The sequence below is a fragment of the Pseudomonas sp. 10-1B genome (genome assembly GCF_000935045.1).
In the GTDB taxonomy this organism is placed as follows: Bacteria; Pseudomonadota; Gammaproteobacteria; order Pseudomonadales; family Pseudomonadaceae; genus Aquipseudomonas.
In genome coordinates this window covers 96376-114826 of sequence record NZ_JYKS01000007.1, presented here as the reverse complement: position 1 = coordinate 114826, position 18451 = coordinate 96376, and the positions used below count along the sequence as shown (strand labels likewise).

Genomic DNA, 18451 nt, shown 5'->3' with positions numbered 1-18451 from the left:
GTCAGCTCGTGGTATCTTCGAAGTATCGTCTTGGGTCAATTGCATCCTCGGTCATTAGCTGAGCGGCTTTGACGATTGTCTGAATTAATCGATTGTTCTCCATGCGTGCTTTTTGTAGCTGTGCTTCGAGAGCATAAATTCTCGCATCACTATTTTTACGCCCGACCTTTTTGAAGTCTTTAAGATGGGTCTGAGTGGCCGTATATAAAGATCGTATTTCCTCATCTCTCCAGAGCGTTTGACGACTAACACCCGCCTGCTGGGCAAGGCCACTTTGGGTGAGCGGTTCCTGAACCCGTCCGGCCTCATATTCGGCGAGAATGGACCGCACGTGGTCCTTCCATTTTTTTTCCTGCTTCATGATGAAGCCTTCTTAGGTTTTGAGTAAGCTTCTAAGGCCGTTTTGCAGCTCGTAACCATATCCATCACAAACAGAACGTGCTGATCGAAAGCGTGAGTATTATCGAGCTCAGCCTCAATACTAGACGTGATGTCAGTTTGGTTGTCAAAAATTGCCCTCAAAATTTTCTCGTACTCGCTGAGTAAGCTCTCGATAGCGGCCTTTGCTTCCAGATCATCAGGGTTCAGGTGAAAGGATTTACATCCAGAATCTGTACCGAAGCCTCTGATACACATGAGGCCCCTGTCGCACGGACTGATATAGAGCTCACGTGTACACCCGCCCCAAGGCGTTAGGTTGAGAATGCTGAGTTTCTCGATGATCATCTCTTCGATTTGTTCGTCAGCGATTGACTCCTCCCGCCATCGGATTACTAGCCTGCCCAAAAAGTCTGGGGGAGGGTCAACGGCCAAGTATAAAGATCTCACATATTCTGCTCGCTCTTTGGCAGTACGGTAGTCATATTGACGGCTTTGGCGTGGGGTTCGCCCCATCCATAGGTCCACAGCTGTTTCAGAGGGACCAGAACGAAGAATTGCCGTGGTAACCCAACGACGGATTTGATGAGGAGTGATGGAAAAGATTTCACCGTCTTGCCCTCGTAGGTCAAGGCGCTGAAAGATTGTTTTTTTTGAGGAGTTCGAAGAGAGATAGTTGTAGAGATCGGCTCTAAATAGGGGGCGGGGGATGATCCCTAGCTCAGATATCGAGTCAAACTGGTTTTCCCAGATTACAAGTAAGTTGTCACTCAGCTTGCTAGGATAACCTTTGGCAGTGTGCTTCGCATGATAAGGTGCTTCACTTCCATCACCAGGCATTGAAAATTGTTCTTCAAAATGGCGTCGCAGGTGAAATCTGTATTTATCTTCTAAAAGGCGCTTGAGCAGTCTGATATCTATGACCAGGGATGGTACTCCCGCCCCGAATCCTCTTTGAGATAACATAAGTTCTCTGATGCTTGCCCACTCATTCCGGATGTCGAAGAGTTGCGCATGTGAAGGATTGTTTCCAGGCTTGAAAAGCCCGTCGTGAACCATTCCCTTGAGAAAGGTGCGCAGGTGATCTACAAACCATTTGCTCTTTTTTACTGACGCCTCGGAGGATTTTGTGTGTTTTGCAATGTCAATGACGGATACGCTATAACAGTTCTTTTTGTACTCATTGAGAAAATTAGACCAATCCCAATTATGCATTCGTTCATCTATCCAAATTGCGATTCGAGCGGCCGTTATTCTAGGGAGTTCAACGCTGCTGCTGTAAAATCGCCCACCACTGTAGAGCTCTTTTGGAGATACGGGGAAGCACTTACATATCTCCTCAACAAAGTAGTGATGTTCTACGGGCAGATCCAACGATGAGAGTTGATCCACCGCGCCGGGATCTAACGGATGGTTAGCGCGATAGGCTGCGAGTGCTTTATCTATAAATGAGAAACCATTGGTTTCAATGTCAAGAGCACGCTCTCTAGCATCCTGAGTGACAGCCAGCAAGTACTCGTACGCTTCGGTGAGTGGTGCGCTCCATAGGTCTGCGACGGGTACGGCGTTGGGGATGCAGTTTTTTTCTACAGGCACTCGTACGAACGTCGTGTGAGTGTTGGGATCTTGGAAAAGGCAACTCTTTGGAAGATTCGCGATCTCACCAACTCTCAAACCGAGCGCCATTCCAAAGCAGGTCGCCTCAAGTCGAATTCTATCGAAGCCCGCAGTTGGCTCCAAATGTGGGTTCTGCTTGATCAACCACCTGGCTTGTGCAATCCCTTTGTGCAAGTCAGAAGAGTATAGATTTTCTTCTCTTTGCTGAAACTCTCGTGATGTGAGTTCAAGCGCACTATGAGTCGGGTTGGGTATCCCAGTTTGCCATTTGATAAACCTATCGACGAATCGCAGCAGTACTCCATCGACCATTACGCTAAGTTGGTTGAGGAAATCAACAAATGCCTTGAGGGCATTTGCTCTATGGTAAATGGTAGAGTCTGAACGTCCATGCCTGATCGAGTCTACGGTGCGGTCGAAGACTTTGCGCGTTATGTCGCTCCACTCAATGTTTTCGCTATCCATTACTGCGGATAGATGCCTAATCGAGGCCATTCTGCCGATAATCAGCTCTGCTGACGGATGTGCCAGAATTTCTTTAACTATAAAGCAGCGCGCAAGCTTGCCAATCACTAGCGGGAGAGGGGGTTGGTCTTGATTTCGCCTGTTGAGAGGATCGAGTGATGTGAAGGGAATATTACTCGATCGATACTGCCATACCTTGCCCTCGAAATCTCCTGCTACTAATCCGTTGGCCTTGAGGTCATTAAATTGTTGCTCTGCATGTTTGTATCGGTCGTCTAAGACCATCATTGATATGCTCATTCTTTCAACTCCTTCACAGCAATGATTACTGACTTAGCGCCGTGAATTGCTGCTTCGACCTGTTGGGCCATAGCGCCAGTGGAATTGCTCCCGAGCATCTGCTGGAATTTAGTGATGTCTGCTAAAGCCCCTTCATGATTAGCATGACGGCTAGGTCTGAATTTAGGGCATGCATAGCAAGTGACCGTCGGGTGGTAAGGACATGGCTCTTCAGAATTGCATGATCCTAAGCCACTTATTGGCCTTAGCGCGGATCTGTCAGGGATTTCTTCCATGAATTTGCCGCACCACATCTGCACGGCTGCATTGATCTCCGGGCTTGCCATGTGGGTCGTATTTATGAACTCTTGCAGCTCAAGGTTGTAATGGAAGTAGTGCTTTATAGAGTTCAGATTTGAATGATCTAAAGCTTCAGCGACCTCTTCAGGGGATGCACCGGAAAGAACCATTGAAGTAGCCTTGGTCCTGCGCAGTCGGTACGCGGTGATCCGCATGAAGGGCTCTGTTTTTTGTATGGGTCGATGAGGGTCTGGTAACTGGAGTATCCAAGTGAGAGATGTTAGCGCATAACTTATTCTATGGTTGTCGAGATGTAATGTGAATGGTGTCAGCTTGGGGTTGGTGAGGAAGCGTAAAAGGCGGTTTTCGGTTGTGTACGCCGAGGGAAACAACGGCGTAGGAAGTACTGGAGTGCTTATTCCATGCCTGGCACATATCGCGTTGATTTCCTTCGATGCGGCATTGCATTGGGTCTCAGCTAAAGTGCACTGAAGTTCTACTGCCTCTGCAGTATCGTTAGCGATGTAACGTTTTACCAGGTTGCTCGGATGCCTCCTGAGCCTTGAACGTCTAATTCCTTTAACACTCGGCACCTTTACAAAGGGGCCGCCCTCATCGATCCCGAAGTCAGTAACCTGCATTAGGGCCAACTGTATAGGGCGAAGAGCCCAGTCGCGACAGAGCAAAAAAAGCGTGCGTTGGGCATGAGTGATGAGCGGATTGTTGGCAAGCTTCATCTCAATGTTCGCGAGTTGTACGCGAGTGAAAGGGCCAAAGTCATCATCTCGCATCGTGACTAAATGCCTGTTATCATGCGCCTTTACTGTAAGCTGTGATAGTTCAAGGCTGTCATGTTCGTTGAAGCCTGGGACTTCTTCATCCAAGCACCATCGATAAAATACTCGAAGAGCAACTAGCTCCTCATACCAGCTTGATGCTTTTAATCGAGTGCATTCACGTACAGCAAATGTCGATAACCTATTGCCAATAGTATCCGCGTCATTTCCCGAAAATTTATGCTGGGCCAGAAGCCGCTGGACGACAATCAGAGGCCTAAGGTCGATGTGGGTTTGGAGTCTGTCGATGAACCACCCTCTGAGTAGCCACTCAACTAACAAGTTAGAATGTAGGGGCTTGCTCCACGCAATATTCATCGGAGCACACCCGACAATCTCTACCGTTATTCTCTCAACCCACGCATCATTGTTGTGAATTGTTATAGCCTGACCGAAGGTGGATTTGACTGTGGAAGGAAAGGCATCGGCCTCGATGCCGAAGCGACATTCAATCTCGGCTACGAGTTCGGCAGGCGAAATTTTAATCATCTTCATTGCCTCGAAAATTTGAGCTGTCTGAGCTTCTGATTATTTCGCCGAGCCGATCAGATATGGCCTGTCGAGAGTAGCGCTGAACACTTTCGCTGCTGGGGCTCCATCCGCCCAGATACGCCAGAGCATCTTTTACATTAATGCTGTTGGCGCCACTTTTTTCAAACTTTTTGCGAGCTATATTTGCCCCTGTCGCCCTCAAGCCGTGCGGATGAATTCGTGTTGAAAAGTTTGGCAAGCCGAGGCTGGCTGCAACGGTACGAAGAATGGTGTTTACGGTTCGCGCAGATAGCCGTCTCCCGTCACGGGAACTCACGAATAGGGCTGTACAAGGTCTTTTTGGTTTGATCAGTTTAGGGCGATGATCGGAAATGTATTCGTTCAGAACCGCGGCTACCGATGCGGTTATGGGGACTATCCGACCGCGCGTCTTGAGACTAGCCCCGTCCAGTCTCCGCTCCCTGTTGATATCGCTTGGGCGCTTGATGCGTATTGTAGGTGAGGGACCAAGGTCAACGTCGTCGAGTTCTATGAGAACCACTTCGCCACGCCTGGCAAGTGTTTCAAGCATTACTAAGAACAGACAGTAATTGCGTGCCTGTATCTGTTTACTTTGGAATGGGTTCCTAAAGTCATCAGGACTGAGCACCCCTTTGAATAAGGCTTGTCCGCCGGAGTCAAGTGGCGTTGCTGGTAGCGGCGGTTCTGATTGATATGCAATCTTGGTGATTTTTTTTTGAAGATTTCGCAGATTCTTGGCTTTGTTTTTTTCCGCTTGGCTTTGCTCAAGTAGACCTAGTCGATTGAGCTCAACGTAGTGCTCGAAGGAGAAATCTATGAATGATTTGACAGCTTCGAGTCGTCGGGTGCATGTCGATTGGCTCGCACCCGCACCGCGTTTGGTGGAGCAGAGGCGTTCGGCCAGCGATGTCAGTTCCGCTGAGCTGAACACCGCTAGGCGCTCAAGCTTCGCTTCCAGTGGAGAACCTCGGCTGAGAGCCCACTCGTACGCGATAGCGATGTCACGTAGGTAATTTTCGACGGTATTGAGACGCGATCTGTGGAGCAAATCCTCCGCCCAGAGGTTTGCTAGGATCACTGGAACCCCCTGCACCAGCAGGTATGGCCTGAGGCCGCTGGAGGCAGTACGAATCATTCGGATCTCGCAGAAAGGGACGTCTGGCATCGGTAGCTCCAGATCTGCAACGTTTCCGAACATATACCATAAGTGCCACAACCATCCTTCGGGTAACAGTGAGCCGAGCCAGGACGATGTGCATCTGACCCTGTCGTTGAAGCGCGGGTTGGCGTTGATCGATGTGCGGGTGCTGGACCACATCATCATTGGCGATGGGGAGCCGTTGTCGATGGTCGAGCAGGGGTGGATTGTGGCTTAGGCCTTTGTGCTGCCTGTTCCGGCCTCTTCGCGGGCTTGCCCGCTCCCACAGGGACTGCACAACACCCAGGGCGGGTGCGATACCTGTGGGAGCGGGCAAGCCCGCGAAGAGGCCGGTACAGGATTACTTGGTCACCGAAACCTTGCTGAAATCCAGCCGCCCGAACGGGCTCACTTGATATCCCTCGACCCCCTGGCGCAACAGCGTGGCCGTCGTCGGGTGTGCCAGGGGCACCCACAGCGCCTGCTGCTGAATCAAGGTCTGCGCCTGCTGGTACAACCGGCTGCGCACGCTCTGGTCGTTGGTGGTGCGACCGGCGCTGATCAACTGGTCCAGGCGGCTGTCGCAGAAGCGCGCGAAGTTGGTCCCCGACTGCACTGCCGCGCAGGAAAACTGCGGGCTGAGGAAGTTGTCCGGGTCGCCGTTGTCACCGGCCCAGCCCATGAACAGCAGGTCATGCTCGCCGGCCTTGGCGCGGCGGATCAGCTCACCCCATTCGATCACGCGGATCTCGGCCTTGATGCCGATCTTGGCCAGGTCGGCCTGCAGCATCTGCGCGCCGAGGCTGGGGTTGGGGTTGAGCAGGCTGCCCGACGGACGGGTCCAGATGGTGGTGCTGAAACCATCGGCCAGGCCGGCCTTGGCCAGCAGGGCCTTGGCTTTCTTCAGGTCCAGCGGATAGCCGGGCAGGTCCTTGGCGTAGCTCCAGGTATTGGGCGGGTAGGGACCGTTGGCGGCAACCGCGGAATCCTCGAACACGGCCTTGAGGTAGGCCTGCTTGTCGAAGGCCAGATTGATGGCCTGGCGTACTTCCGGCTTGTCCAGCGGTGGGTGCTGGCTGTTGATGGCGACGAAGGCGGTCATGAACGCCGGGGTGCTGGCCACCTTGAGGTTGCCATCCTTGCCCGCTTCGGCAATGTCCAGCGGCTTGGGCGACAGGGCCACCTGGCACTCGCCGCGCTTGAGCTTCTGCAGGCGCACGTTGGCATCGGTGGTGATGGCGAAGATCAGCGGGTCGACCGCCGGCTTGCCGGCGAAGTAGTCCGGGTTGGCGCGGTAGCGCACCACGGCGTCCTTCTGGAAGCGCTGGAAGACGAACGGACCGGTGCCGATCGGTTGGCTGTTGAGCTTCTCGGGCGTGCCGGCCTTGAGCAGTTTGTCGGCATATTCAGCGGAGTATATCGAGGCGAAGCCCATGCTCAGGGTGGCCAGGAAGGTGGCGTCCGGGTGGTTGAGGGTGAAGCGCACGCTGTTCGGCGCCGGCGCCTCGATCGCCTTGATCAGGCTGCCCAGCTGTAGCGACTGGGCATGCGGGTAGCCACCCGGCGCGGTCTTGTGCCAGGCGTGGGCAGGGTAGAGCATGCGCTGGAAGCTGAACAGCACGTCGTCGGCGTTCAGTTCACGGCTGGGCTTGAAGTAAGGGGTGGTATGAAACTTCACGTCATCGCGCAGGGTGAAGTCATAGACCAGGCCGTCGGCCGACACCGTCCAGCTGGCCGCCAGGCTCGGTACCACCTTGCCTTGCGCCGCATCGAATTCCACCAGGCGGTTCATCAGTACGTCGGCCGTGGCGTTGGTGGTGGTCAGCGAGTTGTACTGCACCACGTCGAAGCCCTCGGGGCTGGCTTCGCTGCAGACGCTCAGCGGGGCGGCCTGGGCAATGCCAGCGGCGAACAGGGCGCCGGCGGCGAACACAGAGGTGAACAAAAAAGAAAGGGCGGCGGCACGCATGGTGGCTCCTTGGCTGTCAGTGGCCCATCTGCCAGTGCAGTCTGGAAAAGGCCTACCCTAGTGTGCCCGTCGGGAAATGACCACACCCTTTTTTACAAAACTGGCGACGAGTGGTCGACGGCTGGTGGGGCCTGCCGCTATGCTGGCCCGGCGCGTTCTGGCTTGCGACAATGTGCATCTACTGTTGTTGCAGCCAAGTCTTTCTGGTATAAAGCAGCGCTCTTTTCTAGGGGCTCGGCCTGTCGCATCAGCGGATCCGGTCGATAAGACCTCCAGAATCACGGCGCCCAGGCGCCAAAGACTGAGAGATTAAGCGGCCAACCCATGCCGGGTTGGGCATGTGGTTTTAGAGGGCTGAGTCATGTCGAGAGTCTGTCAAGTTACTGGTAAGGGTCCAGTAACCGGGAACAACATTTCCCACGCAAACAACAAAACCCGTCGTCGTTTCCTGCCGAACCTGCAGCACCACCGTTTCTGGGTTGAATCCGAGAAGCGTTTCGTGCGTCTGCGCGTTTCCGCCAAAGGCATGCGTATCATCGACAAGCGCGGCATCGACGCCGTTCTGGTTGACATCCGTAAAGCTGGCGCCAAGGTTTAAGGGAGAACATCATGCGTGAATTGATCCGTCTGGTTTCGAGTGCCGGTACCGGCCACTTCTACACCACCGACAAGAACAAGCGCACCACTCCGGACAAAATCGAGATCAAGAAATACGATCCGGTTGTTCGCAAGCACGTGGTGTACAAGGAAGCCAAGATCAAGTAATTGATCGGCGACCTGAAAAAAACCCGCTTCCGTGAGGAAGCGGGTTTTTTTATGGACGGTGTTCTACCGACAGGCCTGGTGCTCAGGGGTAGACGACCACAGCGGTGATGATGCCGTCCTTCAAGTCATATTCCACCATCGAGTAACGTGCTTCCCTGGTGGGTCTCCTCTCGCGAACATCCTGGGCTCCCGTCATTTCCTGCATGTAGGCTTCAGCGCTTGCAACGAAGCGAGTACCGACAAGGTGCTGAATGTTGTCGACGGCTTTCGGTTGGTTGTATTCCATGATGACTTCCTCGTTGGGGCGCCCGGTATTGGGCGTTGAGGATGATCACGCCAGTTCACCTTGGCCCTGTGGTGCATAAATCTGCCCATGGCTTATTGATGGGCAAAAAAAACCGCCTCCAGGAAGGAGGCGGCTTTTTCGGGTGCTGGGGACCTTAACTGATCCTCAGGCCCTGGATGACGCCTTCATCATCGGCCTGGATGATGACGCGATCGGTGCGAATGTCCATTGTCGTTATGTCTTTCGGGCCCACGGCAATTGCAAGGCCGGTAAGCTCCAGAATGTACGGTTTGACGCTTTCAACGTAGCGCGAACCGATCACGTGGCGTGCGGGGGCGAGGATATCGTTGGTCATGCTGTTCACTCCTGGTTGGGCGTCCTGAATTGGACACCGCCATGATTCAGCCGACCGCTCGTCACCTGGCGGTACATAGATACTTCTGTGGTTACTTCTGCTCGAACATCACATAGATCTTGCGGCACGGCTCCAGCACCTCCCAGGTGCCCTTGAACCCGGCCGGGATGACGAACCGATCGCCGGCACGCAGGGTCTTGGCTCCGCCGTCCTGGTCGCGCAGCACCGAAACGCCCTGGACGATCTCGCAGTATTCGTGCTCGGTGTAGTTCACCGTCCACTGGCCCACCTCACCTTCCCACACGCCAGCGGCAAACTGCCCGCACGGGCTGGAATAGTGGTTGTAGACCGCCTGGTCGGGCTCGCCCTTGAGGATTTTTTCCGCCGCCGGGCGGTAGCGTTCGGCCTCGGTGATGGCCTGTGCGAAGTCGATGATACTGTCGATGCTCATGGTGCGGCTCCTTTTGTTGTTTAATAAAATGCACATCAGTAGGCTTTTGAGCCATTCGTGTCAAATATATTGATAGTTTACCCGGGCTGGTTTAGGGTATCGCTTGCCAGTGTGCGCTCGTCGCCCGGCCAGAATTCTGACAACGCCTGTGAGTCCTCAGTGCGGCGTTGCACCTAAACAAGAGGAGGAGTTTCGTATGACCACCCTGACTCGTGCGGACTGGGAACAACGTGCCCAGCAACTGAAGATCGAAGGCCGTGCCTTCATCAACGGCGAATACACCGATGCCGCATCCGGTGAAACCTTCGAGTGCCTGAGCCCGGTCGACGGACGCTTCCTGGCCAAGGTTGCCAGCTGCGACCTGGCCGATGCCAACCGCGCCGTGGAAAACGCCCGCGCCACCTTCAACTCCGGCGTGTGGTCGCAACTGGCCCCGGCCAAGCGCAAGGCCAAGCTGATCCGCTTCGCCGACCTGCTGCGCAAGAATGTCGAAGAGCTGGCGCTGCTGGAAACCCTGGACATGGGCAAGCCGATCGGCGACTCCTCCAGCATCGATATCCCGGGGGCGGCCCAGGCCATTCACTGGACCGCCGAAGCCATCGACAAGGTCTACGACGAAGTCGCCCCGACCCCGCACGACCAGCTTGGCCTGGTTACCCGTGAGCCGGTGGGTGTGGTCGGTGCCATCGTCCCGTGGAACTTCCCGCTGCTGATGGCCTGCTGGAAGCTCGGCCCGGCGCTGGCCACCGGTAACTCGGTAGTGCTCAAGCCGTCGGAAAAATCGCCGCTGACCGCCATTCGCATCGCCCAGCTGGCGATCGAAGCCGGTATCCCGGCTGGCGTGCTGAACGTGCTGCCAGGCTACGGCCATACCGTGGGCAAGGCCCTGGCCCTGCACATGGACGTCGACACCCTGGTGTTCACCGGTTCGACCAAGATCGCCAAGCAGCTGATGGTTTATGCGGGCGAGTCGAACATGAAGCGCATCTGGCTGGAAGCCGGCGGCAAGAGCCCGAACATCGTCTTCGCCGACGCCCCGGACCTGCAAGCTGCCGCTGAGGCTGCTGCCAGTGCCATCGCCTTCAACCAGGGCGAAGTGTGCACCGCAGGTTCGCGCCTGCTGGTCGAGCGTTCGATCAAGGACAAGTTCCTGCCGATGGTGGTCGAGGCCCTGAAAGGTTGGAAGCCAGGCAACCCGCTGGACCCACAGACCACTGTCGGTGCCTTGGTCGATACCCAGCAGATGAACACCGTGCTGTCGTATATCGAGGCTGGCCACAAGGACGGCGCCAAGCTGCTGGCTGGCGGCAAGCGCACCCTTGAAGAAACTGGCGGCACCTATGTCGAGCCGACCATCTTCGACGGCGTGACCAACGCCATGCGCATTGCCCAGGAAGAAATCTTCGGCCCAGTGCTGTCGGTGATCGCCTTCGACACCGCCGAAGAGGCCGTGGCCATTGCCAACGACACGCCGTATGGCCTGGCGGCCGGCATCTGGACCTCGGACATCTCCAAGGCCCACAAGACCGCCCGTGCCGTGCGCGCCGGCAGCGTCTGGGTCAACCAGTACGACGGCGGCGACATGACTGCGCCGTTCGGTGGCTTCAAGCAGTCGGGCAACGGCCGTGACAAGTCGCTGCATGCACTGGAGAAGTACACCGAGCTGAAAGCTACCTGGATCAAGCTGTAATCCGGTAGGTCCTTTTCGCGGGCAAGCCCGCTCCTACAGGTTTTCGCGACCGTTGTAGGAGCGGGCTTGCCCGCGAATGGGCCTCTAGAAATACTGCCTGGGAGGCTGCAATGCGTTGGGGTACCTATTTCGCCGTACTGGCCTCGGTCCTCAGTGTCGGCCTTGCGCTGGGCGTGAGCATGCCACTGGTCTCGCTGCGCCTGGAGGCCTGGGGCTACGGCAGCTTCGCCATCGGTGTAATGGCTGCGATGCCGGCGCTGGGTGTGCTGGCCGGTGCCAGCCTGGCCAGCCGCCTGGCCGGCTGGGTCGGGGTACCGTCGGCCATGCGCTTGTGCCTGTGGGGTGGGGCGTTGTCGATCGGCCTGGTCGCACTGCTGCCCAGCTATCCCCTGTGGCTGCTGCTACGCCTGATGATCGGCATGTCGCTGACCGTGGTGTTCATCCTCGGCGAAAGCTGGATCAACCAACTGGTGGTCGAGCAGTGGCGTGGTCGGCTGGTGGCGCTGTATGGCAGCAGCTACGCCTTGAGCCAACTTGCCGGGCCGCTGGTGCTGGGCTTTCTCGGCTCGGATGACGACTTCGGCTTCTGGGCCGCGACCGGCCTGTTGTTGCTTGCGCCGCTGGTGCTGTTGGGGCGTGGCGGTGCACCGAGTACCGAAGCCTGCAGCGTCACCTTCCGCGACTTGTTCGCCTTCTGTCGGCGCTTGCCGGTTATCGCCTGGGCCATTGCCCTGTTTGCCTCGTTCGAAGCGATGATTCTGACGTTGCTGCCGGTGTATTGCCTGCAGCAAGGCTTTACCACTGAAATTGCCTTGTTCATGGTAAGTACCGTGGTGGTCGGCGATGCTGTGCTGCAGCTGCCCATTGGCGCGCTGGCCGACCATATGTCGCGGCGTGCGCTGTTCACCGGTTGTGCGGTGACGCTGCTGGTTTCTAGCCTGGCGATTCCACTGTTGCTGCATACGCCGGCGATCTGGCCGTTGTGGGTGTTGTTCGGCGCCAGTGCCGGTGGCTTGTTCACCTTGTCGCTGGTGCTGATCGGAGAACGCTACCGCGATGATGAGCTGGTGCGCGCCAATGCTCATGTGGCGCAGCTGTGGGGTATTGGCTGCCTGCTCGGGCCGTTGTTGGCAGGGGCGGGGAGCCAGTGGATCAGCGGGCATGCGTTGCTGTTGCTGATGGCGGTCGGGGCTGCAGGGTTGGTGGTGTTGACCCGGCGGCGTGGGGCTTTCGAGCCGGCTTCTGCCTGACGATTCTGGGGCCGCTTTGCGGCCCATCGCAGGCAAGCCAGCTCCCACCTCGACTGCATTGACCTGAAGTCATGTGCAATACCTGTGGGAGCTGGCTTGCCGGCGATGAGGCCCTCAGCTACAGCATCTTCTCCAAGCCAACCGCCTTGCTGATCCAGGCATTGAACCGGCGCCATATCCCGCCTGGCTCAGAGGTCAGCATATGCCGCCGGCCATTGTCTTCGGTCGCCCAGACCAGTTTGCCGCCCACCAGCTTCACCTGGTAACTCAACGCCGGCGCCATACCTTGTATCGCCAGCTCGCGGGTGTATTCGGCCAATTCCGGGCTGTCCACCATTATCCCGACCTCGGTGTTCCACAGCACCGAGCGCGGGTCGAAGTTGAACGAGCCAATGAAGGTCTTGCGCCGGTCGAGCACGATAGCCTTGCTATGCAGGCTGGAATCGGAGCTACCCCGGTAGCTCAGGCGCCCGGCACTCGGGTCCCCAGGCTGACGGCGCAGCTCGTACAACTGCACGCCATGCTCCAGCAGCGCCCGCCGATAGGGCGCGTAGCCACCGTGCACCGCCGGCACGTCGGTGGCTTCCAGCGAGTTGGTCAACAGCTTTACCGAAATGCCCGCGTCGGCGCTGTGGGTCAGGTACAACAGGCCGGACTCACCGGGTACGAAGTAAGCTGACACCAGAATCAGCTCGTGCTTCAGGTTGCGCAGGTCAGGCGCCAACTGCTGGGTCATGAGCAACTGCGGATCCGGTTCGTCGTCGGCCAGCACCTTGCTCGGCGCATCCCACAGCGCTTGGGCGTGAGCCCAGATCAGCTCGTTGCGCCACACATCCAGGCGTGGCTGCGCCTGGTAGGCCATCAAGCGGTCATACAGGGCTTTGTGCTTGCTCCGCGCCTCGGCCAGGGACACTTCCAGGCGGTGACGGCTTGCGCGCAGGTCGGCGGCATCCGGCTGGTGCCAGAGGTAGTCGCCAATCGGCCGGCTCAGGGCGCTGTTCCAGTACTGGTCGAAGCTGTGCCCGAGCTGCTCGGCCACAGGGCCGACGCCCAGCAGGTCGATGTCGGTGAAGTTGAGGTTGGGCTCGGCATCGAAATACTCGTCGCCCAGGTTGCGCCCGCCGACGATGGCCATGCTGTTGTCCACCAGGAACAGTTTGTTGTGCATGCGTCGGTGCTGGCGCGACAGGTTGAACAGCCGGCCGACGGTGCGCGTCACCCCCGTGCTGCGGCCCAGGTGCAGCGGGTTGAACACGCGGATATGGATGTTCGGGTGGGCATCGAGGGTACCCATGATGGTGTCCAGGCCGTCGCTGGTGGTGTCGTCGAGCAGGATGCGCACGCGTACGCCACGGTCGGCGGCGCGCAGCAGTTCATGCACCAGCGCGCGGGTGCTGAGGCCGTCGTGGACGATGTAGTACTGCAGGTCGATGCTGGCCTGGGCGTTGCGGATCAGTTCGGCGCGGGCGCGGAACGCTTCATTGCTGTTGGGCAGCAGGCGAAAGCCCGAGCGGCCGCCGTAGGGCGCGGCCTGGCGCAGCACCGAGCGGCCGAAGGCCGAGTCGTTGGCGGGCAGCGCCTGGCTGGTTTCGCGGGGCACGCTGACGCTGGCACAGCCGGCAAGGCCGAACAGCAGCACCAGCAGCAGAGGCAGGGCTCGCTGGAGTCTCAAGAGTGGATCGTCCTGTGCGGCAGAGGCTTCAAGGGGTTGGACCGTGGCGGGCGGCGCAAAGTTACGCGTCGGCGCTTTCTTCATCCAGTAGACGAAGGGCGGTTTCACCTACCTTGCGCACCGCGGCTTCGATCTGCGGCGTCGGCCGCGCGGCGAAGTTCATGCGCAAACAGTGGCGGAACTTCCCCGAGGCCGAAAAGATGCTGCCCACGGCAACCTGTACGTCCTGCTCCAGTAAAGCGCGGTTCAGCCGCAGCGTATCGAAATGTTCGGGTAATTCCACCCACAGCATGAAGCCGCCCTGGGGCCGGCTGACCCGGGTGCCAGCCGGGAAGTAGCGGGTCACCCAGGCGCTCATCAGGTCGCGGCCACGCTGGTACTGGCTGCGCATGCGCCGCACGTGGGGCTGGTAGTGGCCACCGGCGATGAAGTCGGCGATCGCCAGTTGCGGCTGGCTGGCGCTGCTGCCGGTGCTTATGTACTTCATGTGCAGCACTCGCTCCAGGTAGCGCCCGGGTGCCACCCAGCCGACCCGCAAGCCAGGGGCGAGGGTCTTGGAGAACGAACTGCAGAGCAGCACGCGGCCATCGTCGTCGAACGACTTGAGGGTGCGCGGACGCGGGTAGGTGTAGGCCAGGTCGCCGTACACATCGTCTTCCAGGATCGCCACGTCATAGCGCTGGGCCAGGCTAAGCAGGGCCTTCTTGCGCGCCTCGGGCATGATGTAGCCGAGCGGGTTGTTGCAGCTGGGGGTGATCTGGATGAGCTTGATCGGCCACTGCTCCAGGGCCAGCTCCAGCGCTTCCAGGCTGATGCCGGTGACCGGGTCGGTGGGGATCTCCAGCGCTTTCATGCCCAGGCCCTTGAGGGTTTGCATGGCACCGTGGAAGCTGGGCGAGTCGACCGCGACGATGTCGCCTGGCTCGCAGACCGCGCGGATGCTGCACGACAGCGCTTCATGGCAGCCGGTGGTGATCACCAGGTCGGCCGGGCCCAGGCGGCAGCCAGAGTCGAGCATCAGCCGGGCCACCTGCTCGCGCAGGGCCAGGTTGCCATGGATATTGTCGTAGTACAGGCCGGGCATGTCTTGCCGCCGGCTCAGTTGCGCCAGGCTGCGCAGCAGCGGCTTGAGGGTAGGGCTGTCGATGTCGGGCATGCCACGGCCGAGCTGGACCACGTCCTGGCGTGGGGTGCTGCGCACCAGTTCCAGCACCTGTTCCCATTGCGAGATATCCACCGGGCGCTGGGCCGGGCGGCTGACGGCGGGCAGGGCAGGTAGTTGGCGGTGGTCGCTGACGAAGTAGCCGGACTTGGGCCGTGGCGAGACCATGCCGCTGTCTTCCAGCATGCGATAGGCCTGCTGCACGGTGCTCAAGCTGACCCCGTGCTCCACGCTCAGGGCGCGCACCGACGGCAGGCGCTGGCCGGGGCGGTAGAGGCCCTGCTCGATGCGGGTGCCGAGCAGTTCGGCGAGGTTCAGGTAGAGGGTCACGGCATACTCCTGCGCTGCAATGGCATAGCGACCGGTACAGTTGCCATGAAAATACAGCATTCAGTCGGCCGACGGCCAATTCTGTATGGGAATAATAAGGCTGTATTGGATCTGTATTGCCGATGCTGCCGACGTGCATGCTTTCTCCACGGTATCAACTGAATGGAGGATGCGGCGATGGGTGGCATGAGCGATGCGCGCTTGCAACTGTTGGCCAAGGAAATGGAAGCCGGGCAGCAGGCCAAGGTGTTCGATGCGCCGGCGGGACTGGGGCGTTGGGGGCTGATGCTGCACCGCTGGCATACCCGCAGGGCGCTGTTGCAGTTGACCGATGACGAGTTGCGCGATGTCGGGCTGAGCTGGGAGCAGGCCCGTACAGAAGGGCGCAAACCCTTCTGGAAAGACTGAGGCTTACTGCAGATTGGAAGCTTGCACCATCCCTGTGGGAGCGGGTTCACCCGCGAAGCAGGCGCCTCGGTGGATGGCACCGGCTTCGCCGGTGTTCGCGGGTAAACCCGCTCCCACAAGGATGGTGTGGACTTTTAGATCAGCTCTTTGAGCCTGTGCCACAACATCCCCAACGCCAGCAGCGGCGAGCGCAGGTGCTTGCCGCCGGGGAAGGTGATGTGTGGCACCTTGGCGAACAGGTCGAAACGTCCGCTTTCCTGGCCGCTGATGGCTTCGCCCAGCAGGCGCGCGGCCAGGTGGGTGGCGTTGAGCCCATGGCCCGAGTAGGCCTGGGCGTAATACACGTTCGGCTGGCTGGCCAGGCGGCCGACCTGCGGCAGGCGGTTGGCGCCGATGCCGATCATGCCGCCCCACTGGTAATCGATGCGCACGTCAGCCAGCTCCGGGAATACCTTGAGCATCTTCGGCCGCATGTAGGCGGCGATGTCCTTCGGGTCTCGGCCTGAATAGTGACAGGCACCGCCGAACAACAGGCGCTGGTCGGCAGAAAGGCGGTAGTAGTCCAGCGCCACGCGCTGGTCGCACACCGCCATGTTCTGCGGCAACAGCGCGCGGGCGCGTTCTTCACCCAGTGGCTCGGTGGCGATGATGTAGCTGCCGGCAGGTAGCACCTTGCCGCCCAGCTCGCGGTTGAGGTCGTTGTGGTAGGCGTTGCAGCACAGCACCAGGGTCTTGGCGCGCACCCGGCCCTGGGCAGTGTGCACCTGCACTTCGGCGCCGTAGTCGATGCGGGTGACCTCGGATTGCTCGAACAGCTTCACGCCCAGGCTGCTGGCCACGGCCGCTTCGCCAAGGGCGAGGTTGAGCGGATGCAGGTGCCCGGAGCCCATGTCGACCAGCCCACCCACATAGCAGTCGGCGCCGACCACACTGTGGATATCGTCCTTGCCGACCAGGCGCAGTTCGTGTTGGTAACCGAGGCTGCGCAGCTCTTCGGCGTCTTCGGCAAAGCCCAGTAGCTCGGCGGGCTTGTTGGCCAGGTCGCAGTAGCCCCAGGTCAGGTCGCAGGCGATGGCATGCTTTTCGACCCGTTCGCGGACGATTTGCACGGCCTCCAGGCCCATCAGCTTCATGCTGCGTACGCCTTCTTCGCCAATGACCGGCAGGAACTGCTCCAGGCCGTGGCCGACACCGCGGATCAGCTGCCCGCCATTGCGCCCGCTGGCGCCCCAGCCGAGCTTGCGGGCTTCCAGTAGGATGACCGAAAAGCCGCGTTCGGCCAGTTCGATGGCGGTGTTCAGGCCTGAGTAGCCGCCGCCGACGATACATACATCGGCGCTGTGTTCGCCTTGCAGGAAGGAGTGGTCGGGGTGTGGCGCGCTGCTGGCGGCGTAGTAGGAGGCGGCGTGCTGCGCGCTGTGGATCATTGAGTCGGTCCTGAGGCTGGTGGGCTAGGGGAGGAGGATAAGCCGGGGCTCTGGGGTGGGCAACCGGCCCCATCGCCGGCAAGCCAGCTCCCACAGGATCTGTGCAATGGCTGAGACCAGCGGTGTACCTGTGGGAGCGGGTTTACCCGCGAATCGGCCTATAATCCAGCCAATCTCTTAGCTTTGTACCCAGCCATGTCCTGCAACCGCCACAAGATCCACTTCCTGCGCGAACTCATCCCCTCCTTCGAGTGCGAACCCGGCTGCCACGACTGCTGCGGCCCGGTCACCACCTCGGCGGAAGAAATGGCCCGCCTGCCGCGCAAGTCCCAGGCCGAGCAGGACGCCGCCCTGGAGCGCCTGGACTGCGTGCACCTGGCCCCCAACGGCTGCACGGTGTATGAAGAGCGGCCGATGATCTGCCGCCTGTTCGGCACCACCCCGCGCATGGCCTGCCCCCGTGGCCGGGGCCCTGAACCGATGATCGACCCTGCCGCCGAGCAGCTCGTTCACCAGTTCATCGCCACCACCCGCCAGGTACTGGTCTAGCCTCAGTCCGGGATCGGCAGGCAGAGGCTCTCTTTCACTTCCTCCATCACGATGTAGCTCTTCGATTCGCGCACGTGTGGCAGCTTCAGCAGGATGTCGCCAAGCAGCTTGCGGTACGAGGCCATCTCCGAAATACGTGCCTTCACCAGATAGTCGAAGTCGCCTGAAACCAGGTGGCATTCCAGCACGTGGGGCAGCTTCAACACCGCACGGCGGAACTCCTCGAAGGTGTCGCCCGACTTGTAGTCCAGGCTGATTTCCACGAACACCAGCAGGCTGCCCTTGAGGTGCTGCGGGTTCAGTCGGGCGTTGTAGCCCATGATGATGCCCTCGCGCTCCAGGCGGCGGACCCGCTCGGTGCAAGGGGTGGTGGAAAGCCCAACTTTCTCGCCCAGTTCGGTGAAGGAAATACGCCCGTCATTCTGCAGGATACGCAGGATGTTACGGTCGATCTTGTCCAGTTCACGCTTGCTCTGGTGCTGGGTTCTCATAGGGGATGCCCCTCCGTGAAAGGCGATTTCGCCGAGAATTCTCGCCAATAATAGGCTTTTATATAGTGAATTGCACTGCCCTCAAATTCCTATACTGCGCCCATTCATGCCATTTCAATA

General features: G+C 58.9%; 18 protein-coding genes and 1 pseudogene. 7 read left to right on the top strand and 12 right to left on the bottom strand.

Annotated elements, in window-relative coordinates:
- Position 1 precedes the first annotated feature (1 nt).
- From TZ03_RS05745 to TZ03_RS28390, 4 genes are read right to left on the bottom strand one after another with little or no spacing between them, the layout of a single operon-like run.
- Positions 2-361 (bottom strand): hypothetical protein, encoded by a 360-nt coding sequence (locus TZ03_RS05745; protein WP_003253491.1) that lies wholly within the window; start codon positions 359-361, stop codon positions 2-4.
- Entirely contained in the window at positions 358-2760 is a 2403-nt protein-coding gene (locus TZ03_RS05740; RefSeq protein ID WP_003253492.1) for a hypothetical protein, read from the bottom strand. Before TZ03_RS05740 ends, TZ03_RS05745 begins: the two co-directional genes overlap by 4 nt.
- Positions 2757-4364, bottom strand: a complete 1608-nt coding sequence (locus TZ03_RS05735) for a site-specific integrase (protein WP_003253494.1) — start codon at positions 4362-4364, stop codon at positions 2757-2759. The genes TZ03_RS05740 and TZ03_RS05735 overlap by 4 nt, the downstream gene beginning before the upstream one ends.
- Positions 4357-5523: a tyrosine-type recombinase/integrase gene (locus TZ03_RS28390; RefSeq protein WP_223817826.1), complete on the bottom strand. Its 1167-nt coding sequence runs from the start codon at positions 5521-5523 to the stop codon at positions 4357-4359. The genes TZ03_RS05735 and TZ03_RS28390 overlap by 8 nt, the downstream gene beginning before the upstream one ends.
- 76 nt (positions 5524-5599) lie before the next feature.
- Here TZ03_RS28390 and TZ03_RS28385 point away from each other — a divergent pair.
- Positions 5600-5764 (top strand): annotated as a pseudogene (locus tag TZ03_RS28385) (JAB domain-containing protein); the annotation flags it as partial.
- Between the two features lie 123 nt (positions 5765-5887).
- Here TZ03_RS28385 and TZ03_RS05730 read toward each other — a convergent pair.
- Positions 5888-7495: an ABC transporter substrate-binding protein gene (locus TZ03_RS05730; RefSeq protein ID WP_051096400.1), complete on the bottom strand. Its 1608-nt coding sequence runs from the start codon at positions 7493-7495 to the stop codon at positions 5888-5890.
- 361 nt (positions 7496-7856) lie between these two features.
- Here TZ03_RS05730 and rpmB point away from each other — a divergent pair, with 361 nt between their 5' ends.
- Both rpmB and rpmG read left to right on the top strand, forming a co-directional pair.
- A complete protein-coding gene (gene rpmB, locus TZ03_RS05725) occupies positions 7857-8093 on the top strand; it encodes a 50S ribosomal protein L28 (RefSeq protein ID WP_003253504.1) in 237 nt (78 codons plus the stop codon).
- Between the two features lie 11 nt (positions 8094-8104).
- The gene (gene rpmG, locus TZ03_RS05720; protein ID WP_003253507.1) at positions 8105-8260 is read left to right on the top strand and encodes a 50S ribosomal protein L33; all 156 of its coding nucleotides are present in this window, start codon (positions 8105-8107) and stop codon (positions 8258-8260) included.
- Between the two features lie 82 nt (positions 8261-8342).
- Here the strand turns inward: rpmG and TZ03_RS05715 are convergent, their stop codons facing one another.
- The 3 genes from TZ03_RS05715 to TZ03_RS05705 form a co-directional block, all read right to left on the bottom strand.
- On the bottom strand, positions 8343-8546 hold the full coding sequence (locus TZ03_RS05715) for a hypothetical protein (protein WP_051096398.1): 204 nt from the start codon (positions 8544-8546) through the stop codon (positions 8343-8345).
- A gap of 154 nt (positions 8547-8700) precedes the next feature.
- Complete coding sequence (locus TZ03_RS05710) at positions 8701-8901, bottom strand: hypothetical protein (RefSeq protein ID WP_051096397.1); 201 nt, start codon at positions 8899-8901, stop codon at positions 8701-8703.
- A 91-nt stretch (positions 8902-8992) separates the two neighbouring features.
- The gene (locus TZ03_RS05705) at positions 8993-9352 is read right to left on the bottom strand and encodes a cupin domain-containing protein (protein WP_051096395.1); all 360 of its coding nucleotides are present in this window, start codon (positions 9350-9352) and stop codon (positions 8993-8995) included.
- 196 nt (positions 9353-9548) lie between these two features.
- On the opposite strand from TZ03_RS05705, the gene TZ03_RS05700 reads away from it, so the two are divergent.
- The gene (locus TZ03_RS05700) at positions 9549-11042 is read left to right on the top strand and encodes an aldehyde dehydrogenase (protein ID WP_003253510.1); all 1494 of its coding nucleotides are present in this window, start codon (positions 9549-9551) and stop codon (positions 11040-11042) included.
- A 110-nt stretch (positions 11043-11152) separates the two neighbouring features.
- Positions 11153-12292, top strand: a complete 1140-nt coding sequence (locus tag TZ03_RS05695; protein ID WP_051096393.1) for an MFS transporter — start codon at positions 11153-11155, stop codon at positions 12290-12292.
- A gap of 118 nt (positions 12293-12410) precedes the next feature.
- On the opposite strand, the gene TZ03_RS05690 is transcribed toward TZ03_RS05695, so the two are convergent.
- Positions 12411-13964, bottom strand: a complete 1554-nt coding sequence (locus TZ03_RS05690; RefSeq protein ID WP_051096391.1) for a phospholipase D family protein — start codon at positions 13962-13964, stop codon at positions 12411-12413.
- 61 nt (positions 13965-14025) lie between these two features.
- Positions 14026-15456: a PLP-dependent aminotransferase family protein gene (locus TZ03_RS05685; RefSeq protein WP_177328440.1), complete on the bottom strand. Its 1431-nt coding sequence runs from the start codon at positions 15454-15456 to the stop codon at positions 14026-14028.
- A gap of 177 nt (positions 15457-15633) precedes the next feature.
- On the opposite strand from TZ03_RS05685, the gene TZ03_RS05680 reads away from it, so the two are divergent.
- Positions 15634-15864, top strand: a complete 231-nt coding sequence (locus tag TZ03_RS05680) for a DUF1127 domain-containing protein (RefSeq protein ID WP_051096386.1) — start codon at positions 15634-15636, stop codon at positions 15862-15864.
- 134 nt (positions 15865-15998) lie between these two features.
- On the opposite strand, the gene TZ03_RS05675 is transcribed toward TZ03_RS05680, so the two are convergent.
- Entirely contained in the window at positions 15999-17291 is a 1293-nt protein-coding gene (locus TZ03_RS05675) for an NAD(P)/FAD-dependent oxidoreductase (RefSeq protein ID WP_051096384.1), read from the bottom strand.
- A gap of 195 nt (positions 17292-17486) precedes the next feature.
- Here TZ03_RS05675 and TZ03_RS05670 point away from each other — a divergent pair, with 195 nt between their 5' ends.
- Positions 17487-17840, top strand: a complete 354-nt coding sequence (locus TZ03_RS05670; RefSeq protein WP_051096382.1) for a YkgJ family cysteine cluster protein — start codon at positions 17487-17489, stop codon at positions 17838-17840.
- A 2-nt stretch (positions 17841-17842) separates the two neighbouring features.
- On the opposite strand, the gene dadR is transcribed toward TZ03_RS05670, so the two are convergent.
- A complete protein-coding gene (gene dadR, locus TZ03_RS05665) occupies positions 17843-18331 on the bottom strand; it encodes a transcriptional regulator DadR (RefSeq protein WP_003258963.1) in 489 nt (162 codons plus the stop codon).
- Positions 18332-18451: the final 120 nt, after the last annotated feature.